Genomic DNA, 24,256 nt, shown 5'->3' with positions numbered 1-24,256 from the left:
AATAATTATGGGTTTATCATTTGTTTAATTTATAAGTTTGGTGGGTATTTCTCTGAAATAGAGTGAATGTTGCATTCAGTGGGAGTAATTTACAAACTTCAGCTTCGGATAAATCTCACCAACTGGTAGAGTGGGGGCCGTGGAGATTTACTCTTATTGGACTCATTTTCAGGTTATACCCCATGTCATCACTGAATATTAAACAGGGAAGTGAAGCTCATTTTCCCGAGTATCCTCTGGCGTCGCCCAGTAATAATGAAATTGATTTACTTAGTCTAATTGAAGTTTTATGGCGGGCCAAAAAAACGGTCATGGCGGTCGTTTTTGCGTTTGCCTGCGCAGGGTTACTGATCTCTTTCATCCTGCCGCAAAAATGGACCAGCTCAGCCGTCATTACTCCCGCCGAAGCCATTCAGTGGCAGGACCTGGAGAAAACCTTTACCAAACTCCGCGTTCTTGATCTCGATATTAATATCGACCGTGGCGGTGCATTTAACCTGTTTATCAAGAGGTTTCAGTCTGTTAGCTTACTAGAAGAGTACCTGCGCTCATCACCTTATGTGATGGACCAATTAAAAGAGGCGAAAATCGACGAACTGGATTTGCATCGAGCTATCGTCGCATTGAGCGAAAAAATGAAAGCGGTTGATGACAATGCCAGTAAGAAAAAAGATGAACCGTCACTGTATACCTCCTGGACGCTAAGTTTTACCGCGCCCACCAGTGAAGAGGCACAGAAAGTGTTGGCCGGGTATATCGATTATATCTCTGCGTTGGTGGTGAAAGAGTCGATAGAAAACGTCCGTAATAAACTGGAGATCAAAACCCAGTTTGAAAAAGAAAAACTGGCTCAGGATCGCATTAAAACGAAAAATCAACTTGATGCAAACATTCAGCGCCTCAATTATTCACTCGACATTGCCAACGCGGCAGGAATTAAAAAGCCCGTATACAGTAATGGTCAGGCCGTTAAAGATGACCCCGATTTCTCTATTTCTCTCGGTGCTGACGGTATTGAACGCAAACTGGAAATTGAAAAAGCGGTTACTGACGTTGCGGAACTGAACGGCGAATTACGTAATCGCCAGTATCTTGTTGAGCAGTTAACAAAAGCAAATATCAACGATGTGAATTTTACGCCGTTTAAATATCAGTTAAGACCGTCATTGCCAGTAAAAAAAGACGGTCCGGGTAAGTCGATTATTGTGATCCTTTCCGCGTTGATCGGCGGGATGGTGGCTTGTGGTGGTGTGCTGTTGCGCCATGCGATGGCATCCAGAAAACAGGATGCCATGATGGCAGACCACTTAGTTTAAATCTTTGCGGTTGAAGGTGCCGTTCGTCCGAGCGGCACCACGAGCGGCGTTCCGGCAACCGGATCGTCAATAATCATGCAGCGCAGACCATAAATGCGCTCGATCAGTTCAGCAGTGACAATCTCCTTCGGTGCTCCCTGAGCAACAATTTTCCCTTCCCGCAATGCAATCAAATGGCTGGCGTAACGACAGGCCTGATTAAGATCGTGCAGCACCGCCGCCAGGGTATAGCCTTTCTCGCGGTTCAGTTCGCTTAACAGTTCCAGCAAATCAATCTGATGACTGATATCCAGCCAGGTCGTGGGTTCATCGAGCAGCATAATTGCCGTTTCCTGGGCCAGCACCATCGCGATCCACGCTCGCTGGCGTTGTCCGCCAGAAAGGGTGTCCACGCTTTGATCCGCCAGATGAGTTATTCCCGTGGCCTGCATCGCTTTTGTTACCGCGTCTTCATCTTCTTTGCGCCAGCGGGTAAACAGCGGTTGATGCGGGTAACGCCCACGCGCCACCAGCTCCTGCACGGTGATATCGCCCGGTGTGGTGGCGTTTTGCGCCAACAGACCAATCCGGCGTGCAACCTCTTTACTGGCGTAATGTTGAATGTGCTCGCCATCCAGCCAGACATGCCCGTGAGCAGGCGTCATCAGGCGGCTTAAGGTACGCAGTAACGTGGATTTACCGCAGCCATTTGGCCCGATAATTGCCGTGAAGTGACCATCAGGTATTTCTACAGTCAGATTTTCCGCAACGGTATATTTGCCATATCCGAGGGTTAACTGTTCGCCGCGCAAACGGGCTACTGATTCGGTCATTTTTTGCGAGACTCCTGAATTAACAAGACGATAAGGTAAATACCGCCGAGGCTGACGGTAACGACGCCAACCGGAAGTTGATACGGCATAAACAGTTGTTGGGCGCAGAGATCGGCCACCAGCAGTAACAGCGCCCCGCACAGCGCCGCCTGGGTTAGCCCCCAGCGAGCGGTGCCACTGATGCGGCGGGCAATGTGCGGCGCGACTAAAGCAATAAAGGAAATTGGCCCCGCCAGGGCAGTGGCAGCTGCGGTAAGCACTACGGCGACCAGCATCATTAACAGCCGCGAACGTTCGACGCTGACGCCCAGCGCACATGCGGTATCATCGCCCATTTCCAGCAAGCGCATTCGCCGCACCAGCAAGGCGGCGGCAATTAACATTAATATAATGATGGGTGCGGAAGGCGAGGTTTTTGCCCACGTCAGGCCATTGAGCGATCCGGCATTCCACAAACCCGCTGTTAGCGCCGTTTCTAAAGACGCTTTCAGCAACAGCCAGGTATTAAAGGCCACCAGCATGGCGCGAACACCAATACCGATAATAATCAACCGAAAGGTGTCGATACCGTTACGCCAGGCGAGCAGCCAGACCAGCAGCGAAGTGACAATGCCGCCCACCATTGCTGCCAGCGCGATAGCCGTCAGGTCCTGACCAAACAGCACCATCGCCACCAGCACGCCGCTCCACGCCCCGGTGTTAAAGCCCATTACGTCAGGGCTGCCAAGCGGGTTACGCATCAGCGACTGAAAAATCGCGCCGCTGACGCCCAGCGCCGCGCCAATCAACAGCGCCATCAGCACGCGTGGTAAACGCCATTCGGTGACCACCATCGTCATACTGCGCGGCGTGTCGCCCATCAACGCGGCGAATACCTGCGAAGTTTCCAGCGTGACGGCACCGCTACGTAATCCCCACACGCCTGCCATCACACAAGCTATTAGCAACAGCAGACAGGTGATAATTAATCGGCGAGAGACGTAAATCATGCGCCACCTCGCGTTTTACGTCGTACGAGGAAGATCAGCACTGGTGCGCCAATAAAGGCACTGACTACAGAAACGCGCAGTTCGCCGGGAACAATCACCCGCCCAATGATATCGGCAAACAGCAGCAGGGCAGGGGTAGCGAGTAGCGTGACGGGCAGCGACCAGCGATGATCGGCACCTACCAGCCAGCGCGCCATGTGCGGCATCATCAGGCCAATAAAGGCAATCGGGCCAACTACCGCCGTCGCACTACCACAAAGCACGGTAATTGCCAGCAGACCAATCAACTGTGTGCGCGCTACGCGACTGCCCAGTGCCGTCGCGGTGTCACTGCCAAGGCTTAAACTGTTCAGCGCGCGGCTCAGTAATAGCGCAGTTGCTCCAGCGGTAAGCACCGGGATTAGCACCACTTTTAAGGTATGTAGATTGCGAATATCCAGCGAACCGGCTTGCCAGAAACGCAGTTGATCGTAGACGTCGGGATTAAGCAGGGCGATGCCGCTGGTCAGCCCTTCCAGCACCGCCGCCAGCGCCACGCCTGCCAGGGTTAAACGCACCGGACTTAACTGCCCGCCGCCCTGGCTGCCGGTAAAGGCAACAATCAACGAGGCCACCAGCGCCCCGGCGAAGGCCATCGCCAGTTGTTCCTGCGCGGAAGAGTAACCAAACAGCGCCGCGCCCAGCACAATGGCAAAACTGGCACCGGCGTTCACGCCAAGCAAACCAGGATCGGCAAGCGGGTTTCGGGTGAGGGTTTGCATTAACGCCCCGGCAAGGCCAAGCGCACCGCCTGCCAATAAACCGGCAAGGGTGCGCGGCAGACGGGCGTCGAGCACAATGGTGCAGTCGGCGCTCTGGCAGGTGCCGGAGAGCGCCTCCAGCACTACGGAAGCGGGGAGTGATTTTGCCCCAATGAGTAGGCTTAATGCCGTCGCGATAATCAGTAATAACAGCAATCCGGGCACGGCAATGGCGCGTGTCACGGCAACAGAACCAGACATACGAACTTCCATGATAATGAAATTAATTATCGTTATCGATCTTATTTGGATATGTTAGCATGTGCAGCCTAAGAATAGATATTTAAAATATTTGATGGCAAGGCATTGTAATGAATAAACAATCCTGGCTGCTTAACCTCAGCCTGTTGAAAACGCACCCGGCGTTTCGCGCAGTATTCCTCGCTCGTTTTATCTCAATTGTTTCTCTGGGTTTGCTCGGCGTCGCGGTGCCGGTGCAGATCCAGATGATGACGCATTCCACCTGGCAGGTGGGGCTTTCGGTGACGCTGACCGGCGGCGCGATGTTTGTTGGCCTGATGGTCGGCGGTGTGCTGGCGGATCGCTATGAGCGTAAAAAAGTGATTTTGCTGGCGCGCGGCACCTGTGGCATTGGCTTCATTGGACTGTGCCTGAATGCGCTGCTGCCGGAGCCGTCTTTGCTGGCAATCTATTTACTTGGTTTATGGGATGGTTTTTTCGCATCACTTGGCGTTACGGCGCTACTGGCGGCGACACCTGCACTGGTAGGGCGTGAAAACCTAATGCAGGCCGGGGCGATCACCATGTTGACTGTGCGTCTGGGATCGGTGATTTCGCCCATGATTGGCGGTTTACTGCTGGCGACCGGAGGCGTAGCCTGGAACTACGGGCTGGCGGCGGCGGGCACATTTATTACCTTGCTACCGTTGTTAAGCCTTCCGGCGTTGCCACCACCGCCGCAGCCGCGTGAGCATCCGTTGAAATCATTACTGGCAGGATTTCGTTTTCTACTCGCCAGCCCGCTGGTGGGAGGGATTGCGTTGCTGGGGGGTTTATTGACGATGGCGAGCGCGGTGCGGGTACTGTATCCGGCGCTGGCTGACAACTGGCAGATGTCGGCGGCGCAAATTGGCTTTCTCTATGCGGCAATCCCGCTCGGTGCGGCTATTGGCGCGTTAACCAGTGGAAAACTGGCGCATAGCGTACGGCCAGGTCTGTTGATGTTGCTCTCCACATTGGGGGCGTTCCTCGCCATTAGTCTGTTTGGCCTGATGCCGATGTGGATTTTAGGCGTGGTTTGTCTGGCGCTGTTCGGCTGGCTGAGCGCGGTTAGTTCGTTGCTGCAATATACAATGCTGCAAACGCAAACCCCGGAAGCGATGTTAGGGCGGATTAACGGTTTGTGGACGGCGCAAAACGTGACGGGCGATGCCATAGGCGCGGCGCTGCTGGGCGGTTTGGGAGCGATGATGACACCGGTTGCTTCCGCAAGCGCGAGCGGTTTTGGTTTGTTGATTATCGGCGTGTTGTTGCTGCTGGTGCTGGTGGAGTTGCGACGTTTTCGCCAGACGCCGCCGCAGGTGACAGCGTCCGACAGTTAATGCTTAAAACAGCGCCTTAAGTCTATCCAGCACTTGCATGGCGCTGTAGTAATCCAGGCGGAACGTCTCGGTTCCCAGCGCATAAACCTGCTTGTTTTGTACTGCAGGCAGGTGCGCGAGCAGCGGATTAGCATAAATAGCATCGGCGTCTTTCTGATCACCGGCGAACAGGAATAGTGACTCGCCATTTAACCCTGCAGCCAGATTTTCTCCACCAAGCTGAATGATGTCATGGCGTTTGCCCTGGCTTTGGCTGGCGTTTAAGCCTGCGGGCAACTTCGCCAGCGTAAAGCCGAGTTGTTCCAGCATCTGCCCTTGTGCTGATTCCGGCGTCCAGAGATTGGCACTGTGTGCAGCGGCGGTATAGACGATGGCAGTGACCGGCTGCGGCGGTAATTTGATTTGCTCTTTCGCCGCCGCCAGTTGCTTATCAAACTGTGCAATCCGCTCTGCCGCTTGTTTCTCATGCCCGGTAATTTCGCCAAGCTGCGTTAACAGCGACTGCCAGCTTTTGTCGTCGTAATTGATGATTAATGTTGGGGCGATGGTAGAAAGCTGATCGTACAGCGCCAGCGCCGAATCGCCGCCGGTTGCGCTAATTAAAATCAGATCCGGCATTTGCGCGGCAACGGCTTCTGCACTCGGTTCGCCGATATAGAGCCGTTGCAGTTTGCGTTCTTTCGCCACCTTGCTCCACTGGCGTAAAAAGCCCTGGTCATCCGCGACGCGGTTATTTGGCGTGGTCGCGCCGCTGGCGATCACCGGAGCATCAATCGCCAGCAGTGAGCCGGTCAGGGTGACGCTGGTGGAAACTATACGCTGCGGCTGGCTTTCCAGGGTATGAGTGCCACGGCTGTCAGTAATCTGACGCGGCCAGTCGGCGGCCTGAACTGCGGCTATTCCTGAAAGCAAAAGTCCTGTTAATAGAAGGGCGTTGCGGTAGAGCGGGGCGAGTCTCACAAGTCAGCTTCCTGTTATTAATGAAGTTAATGCTTCTCATTTTCATTGTAACCACAACCAGATGCAACCCCGAGTTGCAGATTGCGTTACCTCAAGAGTTGACATAGTGCGCGTTTGCTTTTAGGTTAGCGACCGAAAATATAAATGATAATCATTATTAAAGCCTTTATCATTTTGTGGAGGATGATATGGATACGTCACTGGCTGAGGAAGTACAGCAGACCATGGCAACACTTGCGCCCAATCGCTTTTTCTTTATGTCGCCGTACCGCAGTTTTACGACGTCAGGATGTTTCGCCCGCTTCGATGAACCGGCTGTGAACGGGGATTCGCCCGACAGTCCCTTCCAGCAAAAACTCGCCGCGTTGTTTGCCGATGCCAAAGCGCAGGGCATCAAAAATCCGGTGATGGTCGGGGCGATTCCCTTCGATCCACGTCAGCCTTCGTCGCTGTATATACCTGAATCCTGGCAGTCGTTCTCCCGTCAGGAAAAACAAGCTTCCGCACGCCGTTTCACCCGCAGCCAGTCGCTGAACGTGGTGGAACGTCAGGCCATTCCGGAACAAACCACGTTTGAACAGATGGTTGCCCGTGCTGCCGCACTTACCGCCACGCCGCAGGTCGACAAAGTGGTGTTGTCACGGTTGATTGATATCACTACTGACGCCGCCATTGATAGTGGCGTATTGCTGGAACGGTTGATTGCGCAAAACCCGGTTAGTTACAACTTCCATGTTCCGTTGGCTGATGGTGGCGTTCTGCTGGGGGCCAGCCCGGAACTGCTGCTACGTAAAGACGGCGAGCGTTTTAGCTCCATTCCGTTAGCCGGTTCCGCGCGTCGTCAGCCGGATGAAGTGCTCGATCGCGAAGCGGGTAATCGTCTGCTGGCGTCAGAAAAAGATCGCCATGAACATGAACTGGTGACTCAGGCGATGAAAGAGGTACTGCGCAAACGCAGTAGTGAGTTACACGTTCCCTCCTCTCCACAATTGATTACCACGCCGACGCTGTGGCATCTCGCAACTCCCTTTGAAGGTAAAGCGAATTCGCAAGAAAACGCACTGACTTTGGCTTGTCTGCTGCATCCGACCCCCGCGCTGAGCGGTTTCCCGCATCAGGCCGCGACTCAGGTTATTGCTGAACTGGAGCCGTTCGACCGCGAACTGTTTGGCGGCATTGTGGGTTGGTGTGACAGCGAAGGTAACGGTGAATGGGTGGTGACCATCCGCTGCGCGAAGCTGCGGGAAAATCAGGTGCGTCTGTTTGCCGGAGCGGGGATTGTGCCTGCGTCCTCCCCGTTGGGTGAGTGGCGCGAAACGGGCGTCAAACTTTCTACCATGTTGAACGTTTTTGGATTGCATTAAGGAGCGAGGATGAGCATTCCATTCACCCGCTGGCCGGAAGAGTTTGCCCGTCGCTATCGGGAAAAAGGCTACTGGCAGGATTTGCCACTGACCGACATTCTGACTCGCCACGCTGCGAGTGACAGCATCGCGGTTATCGACGGCGAGCGGCAGTTGAGTTATCGGGAGCTGAATCAGGCGGCGGATAACCTCGCCTGTAGTTTGCGCCGTCAGGGCATTAAACCTGGTGAAACCGCGCTGGTACAACTGGGTAACGTCGCTGAACTTTACATTACCTTTTTCGCGCTGCTGAAACTGGGCGTTGCGCCGGTGCTGGCGCTGTTCAGCCATCAGCGTAGTGAACTGAACGCCTATGCCAGCCAGATTGAACCGGCGTTACTGATTGCCGATCGCCAACATGCGCTATTTAGCGGGGATGATTTCCTCAACACATTTGTTGCAGAGCATTCTTCCATTCGCGTGGTGCAGCTGCTCAACGACAGCGGCGAGCATAACTTGCAGGATGCGATTAACCATCCGGCTGAGGATTTTACTGCCACGCCGTCACCTGCCGATGAAGTGGCCTATTTTCAGCTTTCCGGCGGCACCACCGGCACACCGAAACTGATCCCGCGCACTCATAACGACTACTACTACAGCGTGCGTCGTAGCGTCGAGATTTGTCAGTTCACACAACAGACGCGCTACCTGTGCGCGATCCCGGCGGCTCATAACTACGCCATGAGTTCACCGGGATCGTTGGGGGTATTTCTCGCTGGCGGCACTGTCGTTCTGGCTGCCGACCCCAGCGCCACGCTTTGCTTCCCATTGATTGAAAAACATCAGGTGAACGTCACCGCGCTGGTGCCGCCAGCAGTCAGCCTGTGGTTGCAGGCACTGGCTGAAGGCGAAAGCCGGGCGCAGCTTGCCTCGCTGAAACTGTTACAGGTCGGCGGCGCCCGTCTTTCTGCCACCCTTGCGGCGCGTATTCCCGCTGAGATTGGCTGTCAGTTGCAGCAGGTGTTTGGCATGGCGGAAGGGCTGGTGAACTACACCCGTCTTGATGATAGTGCGGAGAAAATTATCCATACCCAGGGTTACCCAATGTGCCCGGACGATGAAGTATGGGTTGCCGATGCCGAAGGAAATCCACTGCCGCAAGGGGAAGTTGGACGCCTGATGACGCGCGGGCCGTACACCTTCCGTGGCTATTACAAAAGCCCGCAGCACAATGCCAGCGCCTTTGATGCCAACGGTTTTTACTGTTCCGGCGATCTGATCTCTATTGATCCAGAGGGTTACATCACTGTGCAGGGGCGCGAGAAAGATCAGATCAACCGTGGCGGCGAGAAGATCGCTGCCGAAGAGATCGAAAACCAGCTGCTGCGCCATCCGGCGGTGATCTACGCCGCACTGGTGAGCATGGAAGATGAGCTGATGGGCGAAAAAAGCTGTGCTTATCTGGTGGTAAAAGAGCCGCTGCGCGCGGTGCAGGTGCGTCGTTTCCTGCGTGAACAGGGTATTGCCGAATTTAAATTACCGGATCGCGTGGAGTGTGTAGATTCACTTCCGCTGACGGCGGTCGGGAAAGTCGATAAAAAACAATTACGTCAGTGGCTGGCGTCACGCACATCAGCCTGAAGGAGAGAACACGATGGCTATTCCAAAATTACAGGCTTACGCACTGCCGGAGTCTCATGATATTCCGCAGAATAAAGTCGACTGGGCCTTTGAACCGCAACGTGCCGCGTTGTTAATCCATGATATGCAGGACTATTTTGTCAGCTTCTGGGGTGAGAACTGCCCGATGATGGAGCAGGTGATCGCGAATATTGCGGCACTACGCGACTACTGCAAACAGCACAATATCCCGGTTTATTACACCGCCCAGCCGAAAGAGCAGAGCGATGAAGATCGGGCGCTGTTGAATGATATGTGGGGGCCTGGCCTGACCCGTTCGCCGGAACAGCAAAAGGTGGTGGATCGCCTGACGCCAGATGCCGACGACACGGTGCTGGTGAAATGGCGCTACAGCGCATTTCATCGTTCTCCGCTGGAGCAAATGCTCAAAGAGAGTGGACGTAACCAGCTGATTATTACCGGGGTATATGCCCACATTGGCTGTATGACCACCGCAACGGACGCATTTATGCGCGATATTAAACCGTTTATGGTGGCGGATGCGCTGGCCGATTTCAGCCGTGACGAGCATTTGATGTCGCTGAAATATGTGGCCGGACGTTCTGGTCGGGTGGTGATGACCGAAGAATTGCTGCCAGCACCTATCCCCGCCAGCAAAGCGGCGCTGCGTGAGGTGATCCTGCCGTTGCTGGACGAGTCCGATGAACCCTTCGATGACGACAACCTGATCGACTACGGTCTGGATTCGGTGCGGATGATGGCGCTGGCGGCGCGCTGGCGCAAAGTGCATGGCGATATCGACTTTGTCATGCTGGCGAAAAACCCGACCATCGACGCCTGGTGGAAGCTACTCTCCCGCGAGGTGAAATAATGGATTTCAGCGGTAAAAATGTCTGGATAACTGGCGCGGGGAAAGGTATCGGCTATGCCACGGCGCTGGCATTTGTTGAGGCGGGGGCGAAAGTTACAGGTTTTGATCAAGCGTTTACTCAGGAGCAATATCCTTTTGCGACCGAAGTAATGGATGTTGCCGATGCTGCGCAGGTGGCGCAGGTATGTCAGCGACTGTTAGCTGAAACGGAGCGACTGGACGTGCTGGTCAATGCGGCGGGAATTTTGCGCATGGGCGCGACCGATCAGCTCAGTAAAGAGGACTGGCAGCAGACTTTTGCGGTCAACGTCGGCGGTGCATTTAACCTGTTTCAGCAGACCATGAACCAGTTTCGCCGTCAGCGGGGCGGGGCGATTGTTACTGTTGCGTCCGACGCCGCACACACGCCGCGCATTGGTATGAGTGCTTATGGCGCGTCGAAAGCGGCGCTGAAAAGCCTGGCGTTGAGCGTCGGGCTGGAACTGGCGGGTAGCGGCGTGCGCTGTAATGTGGTTTCGCCGGGCTCCACCGACACTGATATGCAACGCACGCTGTGGGTGAGCGATGACGCCGAAGAGCAGCGTATTCGCGGCTTTGGCGAGCAGTTTAAACTCGGCATTCCGCTGGGGAAAATCGCCCGTCCGCAGGAGATTGCCAATACGATTTTGTTCCTCGCCTCTGACCTCGCCAGCCATATTACCCTACAGGATATTGTGGTCGATGGCGGCTCAACGCTGGGGGCATAAGCATGATCTGGAAACGCCATTTAACGCTCGACGAGCTGAACGCCACCAGCGATAACACAATGGTGGCGCATCTGGGAATTGTGTATACCCGTCTGGGCGATGATGTACTCGAAGCCGAAATGCCGGTTGATACCCGTACTCATCAGCCGTTTGGCCTGCTGCATGGCGGCGCGTCGGCGGCGCTGGCGGAAACGCTGGGATCGATGGCCGGATTTATGATGACCCGCGACGGACAGTGTGTGGTGGGCACGGAACTTAACGCCACACATCATCGCCCGGTGTCTGAGGGAAAGGTGCGCGGTGTCTGCCAGCCGCTGCATCTTGGACGACAAAATCAGAGCTGGGAAATCGTCGTTTTCGATGAACAGGGGCGGCGTTGCTGCACCTGTCGGCTGGGCACAGCGGTTTTGGGATGAACCCGACAGAATAAAATGAGATTGCAGGAAAATTCGGTTAACGGAGTGATCGAGTTAACATTGTTAAGTTAAATATTGGTTTCAACTCCGATTTACATGGTTGCTGTGTTGTTAAATTGTACAAAGATGTTATAGAAACAAAATGTAACATCTCTATGGACACGCACACGGATAACAACTATGAACAAATCAGGGAAATACCTCGTCTGGACAGTGCTCTCTGTAATGGGAGCATTTGCTCTGGGATACATTGCTTTAAATCGTGGGGAACAGATCAACGCGCTGTGGATTGTGGTGGCGTCGGTCTGTATCTATCTGATCGCTTACCGTTTTTATGGGCTGTATATCGCCAAAAATGTGCTGGCGGTTGACCCGACGCGTATGACGCCAGCGGTGCGCCATAACGACGGGCTGGACTATGTGCCGACGGACAAAAAAGTGCTGTTCGGTCACCATTTTGCGGCCATTGCCGGAGCAGGTCCGTTGGTTGGGCCGGTACTGGCGGCGCAAATGGGTTACCTGCCAGGGATGATCTGGCTGCTCGCAGGGGTGGTTCTCGCCGGTGCGGTGCAGGATTTCATGGTGCTGTTTGTTTCCACGCGCCGTGACGGTCGCTCGCTGGGTGAGCTGGTCAAAGAAGAGATGGGGCCAACCGCCGGGGTGATAGCGCTGGTGGCCTGCTTTATGATCATGGTCATTATCCTTGCCGTGCTGGCGATGATCGTGGTTAAAGCCCTGACTCATAGCCCGTGGGGAACGTATACCGTTGCGTTCACCATTCCGCTGGCGCTGTTTATGGGGATCTACTTGCGTTATCTGCGTCCGGGGCGTATTGGCGAAGTGTCGGTGATTGGTCTGGTGTTCCTGATTTTCGCCATTATCTCTGGCGGCTGGGTGGCAGAAAGTCCGACCTGGGCACCGTACTTTGACTTTACCGGCGTGCAGCTGACCTGGATGCTGGTGGGTTACGGTTTTGTGGCGGCGGTGCTGCCGGTGTGGTTGCTGCTGGCTCCGCGTGACTACCTCTCAACCTTCCTGAAAATCGGGACTATCGTCGGTCTGGCGGTGGGCATTTTGATTATGCGCCCGACGCTGACCATGCCTGCGCTAACTAAATTTGTCGATGGCACTGGCCCGGTATGGACCGGTAACCTGTTCCCGTTCCTGTTTATCACCATCGCCTGTGGCGCGGTGTCTGGCTTCCATGCGCTGATCTCTTCCGGCACTACACCGAAGATGCTGGCGAACGAAGGGCAGGCGTGCTTTATCGGCTACGGTGGGATGTTGATGGAATCCTTCGTGGCGATTATGGCGCTGGTTTCCGCCTGTATCATCGATCCGGGTGTGTACTTCGCCATGAACAGCCCGATGGCGGTGCTGGCTCCGGCAGGGACGGCGGATGTGGTTGCTTCTGCCGCGCAGGTGGTGAGTAGCTGGGGCTTTGCGATTACCCCGGATACGCTAAACCAGATTGCCAGCGAAGTGGGTGAACAGTCGATCATTTCTCGTGCGGGCGGTGCGCCGACCCTGGCGGTGGGGATGGCCTACATTCTGCACGGTGCGCTGGGCGGCATGATGGATGTGGCGTTCTGGTATCACTTCGCCATTCTGTTTGAAGCACTGTTTATTCTTACGGCGGTGGATGCGGGTACGCGTGCTGCGCGCTTTATGTTGCAGGATCTGCTGGGCGTGGTGTCTCCGGGCCTGAAACGGACCGATTCACTGCCTGCTAACCTGCTGGCAACGGCGCTGTGCGTGCTGGCGTGGGGCTACTTCCTGCATCAGGGCGTGGTCGATCCGCTGGGCGGTATTAACACCTTGTGGCCGCTGTTTGGTATTGCCAACCAGATGCTGGCAGGGATGGCGCTGATGCTTTGTGCTGTGGTGCTGTTCAAAATGAAACGTCAACGTTACGCCTGGGTGGCGCTGGTACCAACGGCCTGGCTGCTGATTTGTACCTTGACCGCAGGCTGGCAGAAAGCGTTTAGCCCGGATGCGAAAGTCGGCTTCCTGGCGATTGCTAACAAGTTCCAGGCAATGATCGACAGCGGCAATATTCCATCGCAGTATACTGAGTCACAACTGGCGCAACTGGTGTTCAACAACCGTCTTGATGCCGGGTTAACCATCTTCTTTATGGTGGTCGTGGTGGTTCTGGCGCTGTTCTCGATTAAGACGGCACTGGCGGCATTGAAAGAGCCGAAGCCAACGGCGAAAGAAACGCCATATGAGCCGATGCCGGAAAATGTCGAGGAGATCGTGGCGCAGGCGAAAGGCGCGCACTAAAGTCAGAGTGAGGGGGAATGTGCTGAGCGCTCCCCTTACTCTCATCCCGAGCGTGTTGATAGCAATTAAGCCCTCTTAATTCAGGAGGGCATTTGTATTACCGGAGGTTTAGATGTTTGATTCACTGGCAAAAGCCGGAAAATATTTAGGTCAGGCGGCGAAACTGATGATTGGTATGCCTGATTACGACAACTATGTCGAACATATGCGGGTTAACCATCCCGATCAAACGCCGATGACCTACGAGGAGTTTTTCCGTGAGCGGCAGGACGCGCGCTACGGTGGAAAAGGCGGCGCGCGCTGCTGCTAAATTTGTACGTCAGGCTTTAAACGATTCCACTTTTTCGAACGCTGCACGCAAGGTATCTGGTGTCAGCGTGACTGGCAGGTAATGAATGGATTCCACCGGACGTAGGGTGTGGGCAATCATTTTGTCGATCTCCACCTGATTATTGATATCCACTTCCAGCTCCGCCAGCGTAGTCGGCAGATGAAAACGCTGATACGCCCCGGTTAATTGCGCCAGCACATCATCCTGACCCAGCAAGGCGCTTTGCACCAGAATTCCGTAGGCGACTTTGGTGCCGTGGAGAAACTTCTCGGTTTGTGGCAAAACGGTAAGACCGTTATGCACGGCATGGGCCGCCGCCACACGCGTAAAACGATCGCCCAGACCACCGACCATCCCACCACCAGCAATAATGGCATCCACCACATCGCAAAATGATTGCGTTAATTGCTGATTTTGCTGATCGGCAAGCGCCTGTTCGCTACTGTTTAACAAGACGTCGCGAATGGCCTGCGCATTATTGATTCCCAGCCGCACGGTTAGTGGCAACGTTTCTGGTTGCGGAGCCAGCACCACCGCTTCATACCATTTCGCCAGCGTGTCACCGATCCCCGCCAGCAGATATTCTTGCGGCGCATTGAGGATAATCTCTGGCTCCAGCAGCACCATAAAATTGGCGTCGTCGAAAATCTCATAATGCAGCGCCTGTCCGGCATCGTTATACCAGACGGAGAGCGGTGTCCAGGCGGCGCAGGTGGCGGCGATCGTCGGAACGGCAACAAACGGCAGACCGAGACGGCGGGCGAGGGCTTTTGCGGTGTCGAGCAGTGCGCCGCCGCCGACGCCAATCACCACGCTGCGATCGTCACCGGACTCAGCCGCCAGTTGTTGTACATCGCTTTCGCTGCAATGGCCGCGAAACAAAATATGCTTTACCCCTGGCAGTTCAAACGCTGGCGGCAGTTTGGTTTGTGCCGCAGCAATGGCGCGTTCGCCGTAGATCCACACCGCGCGAGAAAGTTGTTCATCAGTGAAAAAATCGTGCAGGTGATTGAAACTTCCGGGATGTGAAAAGTAGTTAGCCGGGCCGACTACCACGCGGATAGGATTGTGAGGCATGTTGTGTTGTCCTTATTGTTTTATTTAGACATCTAAACGTCTTGATTGCCAAATACTAGCATCGTGTTATAGTGCCTTCAACACGCAACCAACACGCAACTTCGTCAGGTACAATAAAAATGACAAATAACCCTCTGATTCCACAAAGCAAACTTCCACAACTTGGCACCACTATTTTCACCCGGATGAGCGCGCTGGCGCAGCAACACCAGGCGATTAACCTTTCGCAAGGCTTTCCTGATTTTGATGGTCCGCGCTATTTACAGGAGCGGCTGGCGTACCACGTTGCCCAGGGGGCAAACCAATACGCGCCCATGACCGGCGTGCAGGCCTTGCGCGAGGCGATTGCTCAGAAAACGGAACGTCTGTATGGCTATCAACCGGATGTCGACAGCAATATCACCGTGACGGCAGGGGCGACGGAGGCGTTATACGCGGCGATAACCGCATTGGTGCGCAATGGCGACGAAGTGATTTGTTTTGATCCCAGCTATGACAGTTACGCCCCCGCCATCGCACTTTCGGGGGGAATAGTGAAACGTATTGCACTGCAACCGCCGCATTTTCGCGTTGACTGGCAGAAATTTGCCGCATTGTTAAGCGAGCGCACCCGACTGGTGATCCTCAACACCCCGCATAACCCCAGTGCAACTGTCTGGCAGCAGACTGATTTCGCCGCTCTGTGGCAGGCGATCGCCGGGCACGAGATTTTTGTCATTAGCGATGAAGTCTACGAGCACATCAATTTTTCACAACAGGGCCATGCCAGCGTGCTGGCGCATCCGCAATTGCGTGAGCGAGCGGTGGCGGTGTCATCGTTTGGCAAGACCTATCATATGACCGGCTGGAAAGTGGGTTATTGCGTTGCGCCTGCGCCCATCAGCGCCGAGATCCGCAAAGTGCATCAGTATCTGACCTTTTCGGTGAATACCCCGGCACAACTGGCGCTTGCCGATATGCTACGTGCAGAACCTGAGCATTATCTTGCGTTACCGGACTTTTATCGCCAGAAGCGCGATATTCTGGTGAATGCCTTAAATGAAAGTCGGCTGGAGATTTTACCGTGCGAAGGTACATACTTTTTGCTGGTGGATTACAGCGCCGTATCTACGATGGATGATGTTGAGTTTTGCCAGTGGCTGACGCGGGAGCACGGTGTAGCGGCGATTCCGCTGTCGGTGTTTTGCGCCGATCCCTTCCCACATAAACTGATTCGTCTCTGTTTTGCCAAGAAGGAATCGACGTTGCTGGCAGCAGCAGAACGCCTGCGCCAGCTGTAGTTATTTAACCGTCCAGGCGCGGGAAAATTGACGGTCGGCAAACAACTCTTGCAGGCCGTTAATTTGCTTCAGGCGTAACACTTCGTCGCTGTCCATTCCCAGCTCTTTGCCTATTTTATTATCGTCCCATCCCAACTGGCTGAGTTCTCGGACGATTTCTGACATGGCAGTGATTTGGTGACGTCCACGAGCGCGATTATGACGAATAGTCGCGGCGATGCGTTGATTACGCGTACCTTCCAGACAGGTCACCGGCAAATAACCTTTTAAGCGTAATTTTAACGATGATGAGCCTTTACCAATTTCATGGCGGTGAAAACCATCCACGATTTCCAGAGCATTTTTATCCGTATGCGTGACCACAATGGGTTGGGTAAAACCATCTATTTCAATGGATTTTTTCAGCAGTTTTTTTTCGGGTGGTGCCACGTTGTTTGGGTTGTAATCATTAGGCATAAGTTGGCTGTTTTTAACCCACAGAACGCAATCCACTGGCTCTTCACGAAAGGGGCTAACCTGATGGATCGCCATGCGGATTTCATTAATCGCTTTGATGCGATCATCTTCCGGCAAGCTGGCGAGAAATTGGGTTAAATCCTGCGTTAATCGTTGTTGCATAGTATCCCCCATTCCTGACGTTTTCCTTTTATCCGTTCGTTATAACGCTGATAGTTCTTCGCTTTCGTAGGACTAAATGATAATGCCCGGCACCAGTAATCGTTATTGAGTAAAACTTTGCATATTCGCCGCCAGGAGGGGATATCTTTCGCGCCAATGTCCCCTTGCTGGGTTTGTGGAACTTCGATGCCTTTTTTCTGATACCAGTGCAAATAAATGGCGATTTTATTGCGGTAATGCTCAGCTGTTTTTTCCGGCATGCTATTGAGCAGCAATAATGCATATTCTTGCCAGTCTAAATGTTCTGGCTTGAGGATTTTCCGATGACCATAAAAATGATTATCATGTCCGGCGTAAATGCCGCCACTTTTTACCCCGCTGACTCGTGCGCACATAGCAGCCCAGCGATCCGGTTCGATAACGTGATAGAGCCATAATCCTTGCCGTTGCTCCGGGCCAAAAGGTTCGCAAATTCGCATATGACGCAGAGGAACGCCTGCCTGATACATTATATTATACAGTGGGTTACAGAGCTGTTGATGGTTAGCATACCAGGTCCAGATATCAGCCACTTTCCAGTCGTAGATGGGGTAAATGTACCAGCTATGACCGCCTGGTGCGGCGGTGGTCCAGGGCTTATCATCGGCAAAACGTTGTTTATTTAAACTGGCGATGGCGACAAAACGGTTGTAGGACTCATCTGCACGGATGCCGATCATCATCGCCGCCGGACGCTTTTGCGAAAACCATTCGGCAAACTCACGCACAAATTGTTCGAAGGTCATACCAGGCTGGTAAAAGGAGAAAAAGTCAGGATCGGTTATCGCATCTTGCGGGGGCTGACGCACCCATTCGACATCAGGTTCCCAGCACTGCCATTCGGGTTGGTATTGAGAAAGGGAATTTTGCGTCGTAAGCGGGAGCGCAACCCAGTAAAACTCTTCGATGACATCGGCGTAAAACTCACGTAATGACTGAACATAGTTAATAGTGCATGAGAACTGCGCTTCCCAGTCGATAAACAAAACGCAGATTTTTTTGCCCATTTGTCGGGCAATTTCAGCTGTCAGATGCAGCATTAATCCGGAATCTTTACCACCCGAAAAAGAAACACAGATACGGGGTAGGGTATTAAGTGTCCAGGTAATACGTTCTTTTGCAGCTTCCAGAATATTCAGTGGAAGCGGGATTTTATAAATAGACATCTAAAAACGCTCTCTGAACGTTACGGGGTGACTCGTGAGATGAATCCGCTAATTATAGGATAAACGAAGCAAGATAGAGCACATTATTTTATATTCACACAATGAATTAATTGATGCGTAATATATTATTTGTCAGTGGTAATGAATCAGAAGCTATCATTTAAACGATCTATGAATCGGGAGAAGACAAGGTTGTTCAACGAAGCCTTGTTATAGGAAATATAAAGTTTAACCGCAGGAAGAGGTTGTTCCAGTTTTATTTCTTTTAACTTCAAAAAGTCACGATGTAAATCGTACAGTTCGGTGGGCACAATGCCTAATAAGTCAGTAACAGAAATACTATTAATTATAGTCATCAAAGAAGAACTGCGAAATGAAACTTTACGGTTCATAAAACGTTCATCTATGTCCATTTGAATTTCGTCAATCCCTGCTGATTTAGATATCAACAGGGTGAATTCTTCGGCGATAATTTGTTCATAGTTACTGGTATCAGTAATACGAGGATGTTTGTTGCTACATATAAGGGAATTGCGAATAGTGTGTAACGGCATGCAGATGACAGAGCGACTAATTACTGGTTGCAGCGTAATTGCCAGGTCAGTTTTGCGTTGAACCAACAGTTCTTCGGCATTTTCAGCTGAAAGCAGGATGTCATGGCATTCTATATCGATTGAAGTATCTTGTCTAAGACAGCGGATTAGCATGTTGTTATTAGTACAAGAAATAAGCTGAGGACCGTAGATAATAAAATTTTTCTTTAGTTCAGACTTATTAACGATATTGATCGTTTGTTCAAGGCCTCTGAGATTTTTCTCAAGATGGTGATGCAGGTTTAACCCTGTTGTAGTCGGCGCGATACCTTTCCCTGAGCGAATGAATAACGGGTCATTAAATTGCGCACGTAAACGTTGTAACGACTGACTAACAGCAGAGGGCGTTATATATAATGATTCTGCCGCTTTACTAATGCTGAGATGTTGATAAATACATTCAAATATGACCAGTAAATTGAGGTCAAATTTTTTTAGATCATAAAGATTAGCCATAACATACTCCGTTGTATTGTCTCTTCCATAAATCATTCACTTGATCAATAATGTTGTTGTATTTATATGTATTATGTTTTTCTGCTTAACTTTGGATTAAGATTTTCTAAAATAGCATAGCTGTCAGGTGGGTTACGAGCAATTCATGCGTTTTTAGGATGGTTGAAAAGCAGAGAGAGATTTCAACCATCGATGAATTATATTCTATTTATTCCCCATAATGATATTAAGTGTTTTCTGATCGGGTAATCCGACGGCTTGTTGCAGGGTATTTTCCTTACTCATGTAATAGATAGCTGGTGTGACATTTGCCCCCAGATCGTCCATGAGTTTCTCGTTGTCGCTTAACACTTTCATTTGCTCTGTGCTTACGTTTGCAGGCACGCTTAGCTTAAGCTTGCCACCAGAGGCTTCATATTGTTGCCAGGTTTTTGCGGGATCTTTGGAGGCAAGAATTGCCGCTGCTGTCGCCGGGCTTTCTGGCTTGATAACCCCAACCAACAATGTTCTCAATTGCACTTTGCCAGAATCTACCCACGGACGAGCCTGCTGCCAGAACTGTTTACAATATGGGCAGAACGGATCGGCGAAGACGTAGACAATGACCGGCGCGTCTTTTTTACCGTCGAGGAGCCAGTGGGATTGTTCCATCCGTTGCCACATTTCACGTCCGGCGGGTGCGTAAATTTCTTTTTCGATAAGCGTGTTACTCAGGTTTTCACCTTTTTCGTTGTACATGTAACCAGAGATAGCGTGCTTACCATCTGGAGTCAGGTAGATGGTGACGCCCATATCCTGATACTTACCGAGATAACCTTTCATTCCTCCAGGGGCATCGAACGTTTTGATGATTGTAATACCCTGTTTTTCAATCGCTTTTACTGGGGCAGGAAGTTCCTCTGCGAAGGCGATTGCAGGAAGCAGAGCCAGTAAAAGTATCTTTTTTAACATTAATTTGTCCTTTTCAGTCAGTGCAAAAGTCGAGTAAAAGGCATAACCTATCACTGTCATAGGTAAGAGCTTAGATCAGGTGATTGCCCTTTGTTTATGAGGGTGTTGTAATCCATGTCGTTGTTGCATTTGTAAGGGCAACACCTCAGCCTGCAGGCAGGCGCTGAAGATACCAAAGGGTAGTTCAGATTACACGGTCACCTGGAAAGGGGGCCATTTTACTTTTTATCGCCGCTGGCGGTGCAAAGTTCACAAAGTTGTCTTACGAAGGTTGTAAGGTAAAACTTATCGATTTGATAATGGAAACGCATTAGCCGAATCGGCAAAAATTGGTTACCTTACATCTCATCGAAAACACGGAGGAAGTATAGATGTCCTTGATTAACACCAAAATTAAACCTTTTAAAAACCAGGCATTCAAAAACGGCGAATTCATCGAAATCACCGAAAAAGATACCGAAGGCCGCTGGAGCGTCTTCTTCTTCTACCCGGCTGACTTTACTTTCGTATGCCCGACCGAACTGGGTGACGTTGCTGACCATTACGAAGAATTGCAGAAACTGGGCGTAGACGTATACGCAGTATCTACCGATACTCACTTCACCCACAAAGCATGGCACAGCAGCTCTGAAACCATCGCTAAAATCAAATATGCGATGATCGGCGACCCGACTGGCGCCCTGACCCGTAACTTCGACAACATGCGTGAAGATGAAGGTCTGGCTGACCGTGCGACCTTCGTTGTTGACCCGCAGGGTATCATCCAGGCAATCGAAGTTACCGCTGAAGGCATTGGCCGTGACGCGTCTGACCTGCTGCGTAAAATCAAAGCAGCACAGTACGTAGCTTCTCACCCAGGTGAAGTTTGCCCGGCTAAATGGAAAGAAGGTGAAGCAACTCTGGCTCCGTCTCTGGACCTGGTTGGTAAAATCTAAATTTCCTTTGTCTTTCGCGCTACTAACTCCGGCGCGAGATACTTCGGAAATTCACCTAATTCTTCGGGTGCTGCGGCACCCGATTTTCTTCCCCGCACCATGATGCAAGCTGCATCCAGCTAGCCGCAGAGGCCGCTTGCATGATGATGTTTAAAGCCCAGGAGATAAACATGCTCGACACAAATATGAAAACTCAACTCAAGGCTTACCTTGAGAAATTGACCAAGCCTGTTGAGTTAATTGCCACGCTGGATGACAGCGCTAAATCGGCAGAAATCAAGGAACTGTTGGCTGAAATCGCAGAACTGTCAGACAAAGTCACCTTTAAAGAAGATAACAGCTTGCCGGTGCGTAAGCCGTCTTTCCTGATCACCAACCCAGGTTCCAACCAGGGACCACGTTTTGCAGGCTCCCCGCTGGGCCACGAGTTCACCTCGCTGGTACTGGCGTTGCTGTGGACCGGTGGTCATCCGTCGAAAGAAGCGCAGTCTCTGCTGGAGCAGATTCGCCATATTGACGGTGATTTTGAATTCGAAACCTATTACTCGCTCTCTTGCCACAACTGCCCGGACGTGGTGCAGGCGCTGAACCTGATGAGTGTACTGAACCCGCGCATCAAGCACACTGCAATTGACGGCGGCACCTTCCAGAACGAAATCACCGATCGCAACGTGATGGGCGTTCCGGCAGTGTTCGTAAACGGGAAAGAGTTTGGTCAGGGCCGCATGACGTTGACTGAAATCGTTGCCAAAATTGATACTGGTGCGGAAAAACGTGCGGCAGAAGAGCTGAATAAGCGTGATGCTTATGACGTATTAATCGTTGGTTCCGGACCGGCGGGTGCAGCGGCAGCAATTTACTCCGCACGTAAAGGCATCCGTACCGGTCTGATGGGCGAACGTTTTGGTGGTCAGATCCTCGATACCGTTGATATCGAAAACTACATTTCTGTACCGAAGACCGAAGGCCAGAAACTGGCAGGTGCGCTGAAAGTTCATGTTGATGAATACGACGTTGATGTGATCGATAGCCAGAGCGCGAGCAAACTGATCCCGGCAGCGGTTGAAGGCGGCCTGCATCAGATTGAAACAGCTTCTGGCGCGGTACTGAAAGCACGCAGCATTATCGTGGCGACTGGTGCAAAATGGCGCAACATGAACGTTCCTGGCGAAGATCAGTATCGCACCAAAGGCGTGACCTACTGCCCGCACTGCGACGGCCCGCTGTTTAAAGGCAAACGCGTAGCGGTTATCGGCGGCGGTAACTCCGGCGTGGAAGCGGCAATTGACCTGGCGGGTATCGTTGAGCACGTAACGCTGCTGGAATTTGCGCCAGAAATGAAAGCCGACCAGGTTCTGCAGGACAAACTGCGCAGCCTGAAAAACGTCGACATTATTCTGAATGCGCAAACCACGGAAGTGAAAGGCGACGGTAGCAAAGTCGTAGGTCTGGAATATCGCGATCGTGTCAGCGGCGATATTCACAACATCGAACTGGCCGGTATTTTCGTCCAGATTGGTCTGCTGCCGAACACCAACTGGCTGGAAGGCGCAGTCGAACGTAATCGCATGGGCGAGATTATCATTGATGCGAAATGCGAAACCAACGTCAAAGGCGTGTTCGCAGCGGGTGACTGTACGACGGTTCCGTACAAGCAGATCATCATCGCCACTGGCGAAGGTGCCAAAGCCTCTCTGAGTGCTTTTGACTACCTGATTCGCACCAAAACTGCATAAGAAGAAGTAAGATTCACCTGTAATTGCTTAGCCGCCGGGGTCAAACCTGGCGGCTTTTTTATTGCATTAAAAAGCCCTGCAGGGATGGCTCCGGGCAGGGCGGGAGACTTATTCTGGCAATTAACGCACAACCAGCACCGGCAAATTGGCGTGGCGGATCACGCTCGAGGCGTTAGAACCCAACAGATGAGTTGAAATTGATGGGTTACGCGAACCAATCACTACTACATCTGCATCAAGTTCTTTCGCTAACTCGTTAACTTCATCCCGCACACTACCAAAACGGACATGTTGCTTAATGCGGGAAGGATCGATGGTGAAGTGGCTGACCATCGTTTGTAAACGTTCTTCTGCTTCATGTTGCAGATGCTCTTCAAAACGACGTACATCAGCGGCAAAACGGTGCAGGCTCAGGCTGGCTGACCCCGGTAGTACGTGAAGTAGATGAATAACTCCGTCATCCTGGGCGAGGAATTCAGCGTGGCGAACCGCTTTGTCGCTCAATTCCATTTCGAAAACATCCACTGGCATGATGATTGTTTTGTACATAAGCATTCTCTCCTTGTTTTTGCATGTATACATAACAGCACATTATTGGTTATGAATCTATAATTTGCGAGGCTGATTTGATCTGAATTTGCTATTGAGCTGGAAAATAAATAAAACCAGGCGCTACCAGCGTTGTTCAAAGTACAGCACTGCAGCAACAATAATTGCTGCTATGAATATATAAAATGCAGTGATACCGAGAGCTTCGCTCATATGAGGTTCCGCAGATGAATAACCAGTTCAGATTAGAATGCTGCGCTTAAGAGCAAAATGATAAATCTGGTTGATATTTGAGCGGAAAGAGGATGCGAGTGCATCCTCTGGGCAAAGCGAGTTATCGCTTGTGCAGATGGGATTAAAGCAGGTAGTCGCCAGCAGCTTCTGGCTGGTATTCGAGTTCCAGCACTTCAAGGTGGGTTGCAACGCCGCCCGGAAGTTCCCAGTGAATGGAATCGCCAACGCGCAGCCCCAGCAGTGCGGCACCTACCGGAGCCATAACGGAAAGCTGAGTATTGCTGTCGGTCATTTTTGCCGGATACACCAGCGTGCGCACACGCACTTCGCCATCGCTAAGATTGCGGAATTTAACCCGGCTGTTCATTGTCACCACGTCGTGTGGCATCTCTTCTGGCGAACACATTTGGGCGCGATCCAACTCTGCGTTTAACGCGTCGGCGATTGGCAAACCAGCATAGGCGGGTTGCTCCAGCAGAATATCGATGCGTTCGGCATCCAGGTCGTTAATGATGATAGTTGGTCTGGACATTTTTACTCCATGTCGTC

The 24,256-nt window shown here is 52.1% G+C and carries 24 protein-coding genes; 12 read left to right on the top strand and 12 right to left on the bottom strand.

Annotated features, from left to right (window positions below; genetic code table 11):
• Positions 1-182: 182 nt before the first annotated feature.
• Positions 183-1,316: an LPS O-antigen length regulator Wzz(fepE) gene (wzz(fepE), locus tag EAS44_RS17880; RefSeq protein WP_000096768.1), complete on the top strand. Its 1,134-nt coding sequence runs from the start codon at positions 183-185 to the stop codon at positions 1,314-1,316.
• On the opposite strand, the gene fepC is transcribed toward wzz(fepE), so the two are convergent.
• From fepC to fepD, 3 genes are read right to left on the bottom strand one after another with little or no spacing between them, the layout of a single operon-like run.
• Positions 1,313-2,128, bottom strand: coding sequence for an iron-enterobactin ABC transporter ATP-binding protein (fepC, locus tag EAS44_RS17875; RefSeq protein ID WP_000140634.1), 816 nt, complete (start codon positions 2,126-2,128; stop codon positions 1,313-1,315). The genes wzz(fepE) and fepC overlap by 4 nt on opposite strands.
• Positions 2,125-3,117 carry an iron-enterobactin ABC transporter permease gene (gene fepG / locus EAS44_RS17870; RefSeq protein ID WP_000640938.1) on the bottom strand — a complete coding sequence of 331 codons (993 nt, stop codon included), beginning with the start codon at positions 3,115-3,117 and terminating at the stop codon, positions 2,125-2,127. The genes fepC and fepG overlap by 4 nt, the downstream gene beginning before the upstream one ends.
• Complete coding sequence (gene fepD, locus EAS44_RS17865) at positions 3,114-4,118, bottom strand: Fe(3+)-siderophore ABC transporter permease (RefSeq protein ID WP_001346359.1); 1,005 nt, start codon at positions 4,116-4,118, stop codon at positions 3,114-3,116. The genes fepG and fepD overlap by 4 nt, the downstream gene beginning before the upstream one ends.
• A 110-nt stretch (positions 4,119-4,228) precedes the next feature.
• On the opposite strand from fepD, the gene entS reads away from it, so the two are divergent.
• The gene (entS, locus tag EAS44_RS17860; protein WP_001041795.1) at positions 4,229-5,479 is read left to right on the top strand and encodes an enterobactin transporter EntS; all 1,251 of its coding nucleotides are present in this window, start codon (positions 4,229-4,231) and stop codon (positions 5,477-5,479) included.
• Between the two features lie 3 nt (positions 5,480-5,482).
• Here the strand turns inward: entS and fepB are convergent, their stop codons facing one another.
• A complete protein-coding gene (fepB, locus tag EAS44_RS17855; RefSeq protein ID WP_001234311.1) occupies positions 5,483-6,439 on the bottom strand; it encodes a Fe2+-enterobactin ABC transporter substrate-binding protein in 957 nt (318 codons plus the stop codon).
• 188 nt (positions 6,440-6,627) lie between these two features.
• Here fepB and entC point away from each other — a divergent pair, with 188 nt between their 5' ends.
• The 7 genes from entC to ybdD all read left to right on the top strand — a co-directional run bounded on the left by entC (position 6,628) and on the right by ybdD (position 14,052).
• Positions 6,628-7,803: an isochorismate synthase EntC gene (entC, locus tag EAS44_RS17850; RefSeq protein ID WP_001298341.1), complete on the top strand. Its 1,176-nt coding sequence runs from the start codon at positions 6,628-6,630 to the stop codon at positions 7,801-7,803.
• Positions 7,804-7,812: 9 nt separating this feature from the next.
• On the top strand, positions 7,813-9,423 hold the full coding sequence (gene entE, locus EAS44_RS17845) for a (2,3-dihydroxybenzoyl)adenylate synthase EntE (RefSeq protein ID WP_000026789.1): 1,611 nt from the start codon (positions 7,813-7,815) through the stop codon (positions 9,421-9,423).
• A 13-nt stretch (positions 9,424-9,436) separates the two neighbouring features.
• Positions 9,437-10,294 carry an enterobactin biosynthesis bifunctional isochorismatase/aryl carrier protein EntB gene (entB, locus tag EAS44_RS17840; protein WP_001007138.1) on the top strand — a complete coding sequence of 286 codons (858 nt, stop codon included), beginning with the start codon at positions 9,437-9,439 and terminating at the stop codon, positions 10,292-10,294.
• Entirely contained in the window at positions 10,294-11,040 is a 747-nt protein-coding gene (gene entA / locus EAS44_RS17835) for a 2,3-dihydro-2,3-dihydroxybenzoate dehydrogenase EntA (protein ID WP_000347625.1), read from the top strand. The genes entB and entA overlap by 1 nt, the downstream gene beginning before the upstream one ends.
• Positions 11,041-11,042: 2 nt before the next feature.
• Entirely contained in the window at positions 11,043-11,456 is a 414-nt protein-coding gene (entH, locus tag EAS44_RS17830) for a proofreading thioesterase EntH (RefSeq protein WP_000637953.1), read from the top strand.
• A gap of 180 nt (positions 11,457-11,636) precedes the next feature.
• The gene (gene cstA / locus EAS44_RS17825; RefSeq protein WP_001043146.1) at positions 11,637-13,742 is read left to right on the top strand and encodes a pyruvate/proton symporter CstA; all 2,106 of its coding nucleotides are present in this window, start codon (positions 11,637-11,639) and stop codon (positions 13,740-13,742) included.
• Between the two features lie 112 nt (positions 13,743-13,854).
• Positions 13,855-14,052 (top strand): YbdD/YjiX family protein, encoded by a 198-nt coding sequence (ybdD, locus tag EAS44_RS17820; RefSeq protein ID WP_000460431.1) that lies wholly within the window; start codon positions 13,855-13,857, stop codon positions 14,050-14,052.
• Between the two features lie 9 nt (positions 14,053-14,061).
• On the opposite strand, the gene hcxA is transcribed toward ybdD, so the two are convergent.
• On the bottom strand, positions 14,062-15,150 hold the full coding sequence (gene hcxA / locus EAS44_RS17815) for a hydroxycarboxylate dehydrogenase HcxA (RefSeq protein WP_001120419.1): 1,089 nt from the start codon (positions 15,148-15,150) through the stop codon (positions 14,062-14,064).
• A gap of 119 nt (positions 15,151-15,269) precedes the next feature.
• Between hcxA and ybdL the strand changes: the two genes are divergently transcribed.
• Positions 15,270-16,430 (top strand): methionine-oxo-acid transaminase, encoded by a 1,161-nt coding sequence (ybdL, locus tag EAS44_RS17810; RefSeq protein WP_000183967.1) that lies wholly within the window; start codon positions 15,270-15,272, stop codon positions 16,428-16,430.
• Here ybdL and ybdM read toward each other — a convergent pair whose 3' ends face one another.
• From ybdM to dsbG, 4 genes are all read right to left on the bottom strand, one after another.
• Entirely contained in the window at positions 16,431-17,060 is a 630-nt protein-coding gene (gene ybdM / locus EAS44_RS17805; protein WP_000502940.1) for an IbrB-like domain-containing protein, read from the bottom strand. It abuts the gene before it with no gap.
• Entirely contained in the window at positions 17,033-18,253 is a 1,221-nt protein-coding gene (gene ybdN, locus EAS44_RS17800) for a phosphoadenosine phosphosulfate reductase (protein ID WP_000029771.1), read from the bottom strand. The genes ybdM and ybdN overlap by 28 nt, the downstream gene beginning before the upstream one ends.
• A gap of 146 nt (positions 18,254-18,399) precedes the next feature.
• The gene (gene citR, locus EAS44_RS17795; protein WP_001298334.1) at positions 18,400-19,302 is read right to left on the bottom strand and encodes a DNA-binding transcriptional repressor CitR; all 903 of its coding nucleotides are present in this window, start codon (positions 19,300-19,302) and stop codon (positions 18,400-18,402) included.
• A gap of 204 nt (positions 19,303-19,506) precedes the next feature.
• Entirely contained in the window at positions 19,507-20,253 is a 747-nt protein-coding gene (gene dsbG / locus EAS44_RS17790; RefSeq protein WP_001339332.1) for a thiol:disulfide interchange protein DsbG, read from the bottom strand.
• Positions 20,254-20,624: 371 nt separating this feature from the next.
• Between dsbG and ahpC the strand changes: the two genes are divergently transcribed.
• Positions 20,625-21,188, top strand: a complete 564-nt coding sequence (gene ahpC, locus EAS44_RS17785) for an alkyl hydroperoxide reductase subunit C (protein WP_000052796.1) — start codon at positions 20,625-20,627, stop codon at positions 21,186-21,188.
• Positions 21,189-21,358: 170 nt separating this feature from the next.
• Entirely contained in the window at positions 21,359-22,924 is a 1,566-nt protein-coding gene (gene ahpF, locus EAS44_RS17780) for an alkyl hydroperoxide reductase subunit F (protein ID WP_000887629.1), read from the top strand.
• A gap of 120 nt (positions 22,925-23,044) precedes the next feature.
• Here ahpF and uspG read toward each other — a convergent pair whose 3' ends face one another.
• The 3 genes from uspG to rnk all read right to left on the bottom strand — a co-directional run bounded on the left by uspG (position 23,045) and on the right by rnk (position 24,239).
• Entirely contained in the window at positions 23,045-23,473 is a 429-nt protein-coding gene (gene uspG / locus EAS44_RS17775) for a universal stress protein UspG (RefSeq protein WP_001308472.1), read from the bottom strand.
• A 123-nt stretch (positions 23,474-23,596) separates the two neighbouring features.
• Positions 23,597-23,686, bottom strand: coding sequence for a small membrane protein YldA (yldA, locus tag EAS44_RS25920; protein WP_001287360.1), 90 nt, complete (start codon positions 23,684-23,686; stop codon positions 23,597-23,599).
• Positions 23,687-23,828: 142 nt separating this feature from the next.
• The gene (gene rnk, locus EAS44_RS17770) at positions 23,829-24,239 is read right to left on the bottom strand and encodes a nucleoside diphosphate kinase regulator (RefSeq protein WP_000089731.1); all 411 of its coding nucleotides are present in this window, start codon (positions 24,237-24,239) and stop codon (positions 23,829-23,831) included.
• Between the last annotated feature and the right edge of the window lie 17 nt (positions 24,240-24,256).

The organism is Escherichia coli DSM 30083 = JCM 1649 = ATCC 11775 (assembly GCF_003697165.2).
Lineage (GTDB): Bacteria > Pseudomonadota > Gammaproteobacteria > Enterobacterales > Enterobacteriaceae > Escherichia > Escherichia coli.
The sequence above is the reverse complement of the archived record's forward strand: the minus strand, read 5'-3'. Positions and strand labels throughout refer to the sequence as shown.

Excerpts from the sequence above, each read along its gene's own strand:
- fepC (WP_000140634.1), bottom strand. The coding sequence starts at position 2,128 with ATGACCGAATCAGTAGCCCGTTTGCGCGGCGAACAGTTAACCCTCGGA.
- fepG (WP_000640938.1), bottom strand. The coding sequence starts at position 3,117 with ATGATTTACGTCTCTCGCCGATTAATTATCACCTGTCTGCTGTTGCTA.
- fepD (WP_001346359.1), bottom strand. The coding sequence starts at position 4,118 with ATGTCTGGTTCTGTTGCCGTGACACGCGCCATTGCCGTGCCCGGATTG.
- entS (WP_001041795.1), top strand. The coding sequence starts at position 4,229 with ATGAATAAACAATCCTGGCTGCTTAACCTCAGCCTGTTGAAAACGCAC.
- entC (WP_001298341.1), top strand. The coding sequence starts at position 6,628 with ATGGATACGTCACTGGCTGAGGAAGTACAGCAGACCATGGCAACACTT.
- entE (WP_000026789.1), top strand. The coding sequence starts at position 7,813 with ATGAGCATTCCATTCACCCGCTGGCCGGAAGAGTTTGCCCGTCGCTAT.
- entB (WP_001007138.1), top strand. The coding sequence starts at position 9,437 with ATGGCTATTCCAAAATTACAGGCTTACGCACTGCCGGAGTCTCATGAT.
- entA (WP_000347625.1), top strand. The coding sequence starts at position 10,294 with ATGGATTTCAGCGGTAAAAATGTCTGGATAACTGGCGCGGGGAAAGGT.
- entH (WP_000637953.1), top strand. The coding sequence starts at position 11,043 with ATGATCTGGAAACGCCATTTAACGCTCGACGAGCTGAACGCCACCAGC.
- cstA (WP_001043146.1), top strand. The coding sequence starts at position 11,637 with ATGAACAAATCAGGGAAATACCTCGTCTGGACAGTGCTCTCTGTAATG.
- ybdD (WP_000460431.1), top strand. The coding sequence starts at position 13,855 with ATGTTTGATTCACTGGCAAAAGCCGGAAAATATTTAGGTCAGGCGGCG.
- hcxA (WP_001120419.1), bottom strand. The coding sequence starts at position 15,150 with ATGCCTCACAATCCTATCCGCGTGGTAGTCGGCCCGGCTAACTACTTT.
- ybdL (WP_000183967.1), top strand. The coding sequence starts at position 15,270 with ATGACAAATAACCCTCTGATTCCACAAAGCAAACTTCCACAACTTGGC.
- ybdM (WP_000502940.1), bottom strand. The coding sequence starts at position 17,060 with ATGGGGGATACTATGCAACAACGATTAACGCAGGATTTAACCCAATTT.
- ybdN (WP_000029771.1), bottom strand. The coding sequence starts at position 18,253 with ATGTCTATTTATAAAATCCCGCTTCCACTGAATATTCTGGAAGCTGCA.
- citR (WP_001298334.1), bottom strand. The coding sequence starts at position 19,302 with ATGGCTAATCTTTATGATCTAAAAAAATTTGACCTCAATTTACTGGTC.
- dsbG (WP_001339332.1), bottom strand. The coding sequence starts at position 20,253 with ATGTTAAAAAAGATACTTTTACTGGCTCTGCTTCCTGCAATCGCCTTC.
- ahpC (WP_000052796.1), top strand. The coding sequence starts at position 20,625 with ATGTCCTTGATTAACACCAAAATTAAACCTTTTAAAAACCAGGCATTC.
- ahpF (WP_000887629.1), top strand. The coding sequence starts at position 21,359 with ATGCTCGACACAAATATGAAAACTCAACTCAAGGCTTACCTTGAGAAA.
- uspG (WP_001308472.1), bottom strand. The coding sequence starts at position 23,473 with ATGTACAAAACAATCATCATGCCAGTGGATGTTTTCGAAATGGAATTG.
- yldA (WP_001287360.1), bottom strand. The coding sequence starts at position 23,686 with ATGAGCGAAGCTCTCGGTATCACTGCATTTTATATATTCATAGCAGCA.
- rnk (WP_000089731.1), bottom strand. The coding sequence starts at position 24,239 with ATGTCCAGACCAACTATCATCATTAACGACCTGGATGCCGAACGCATC.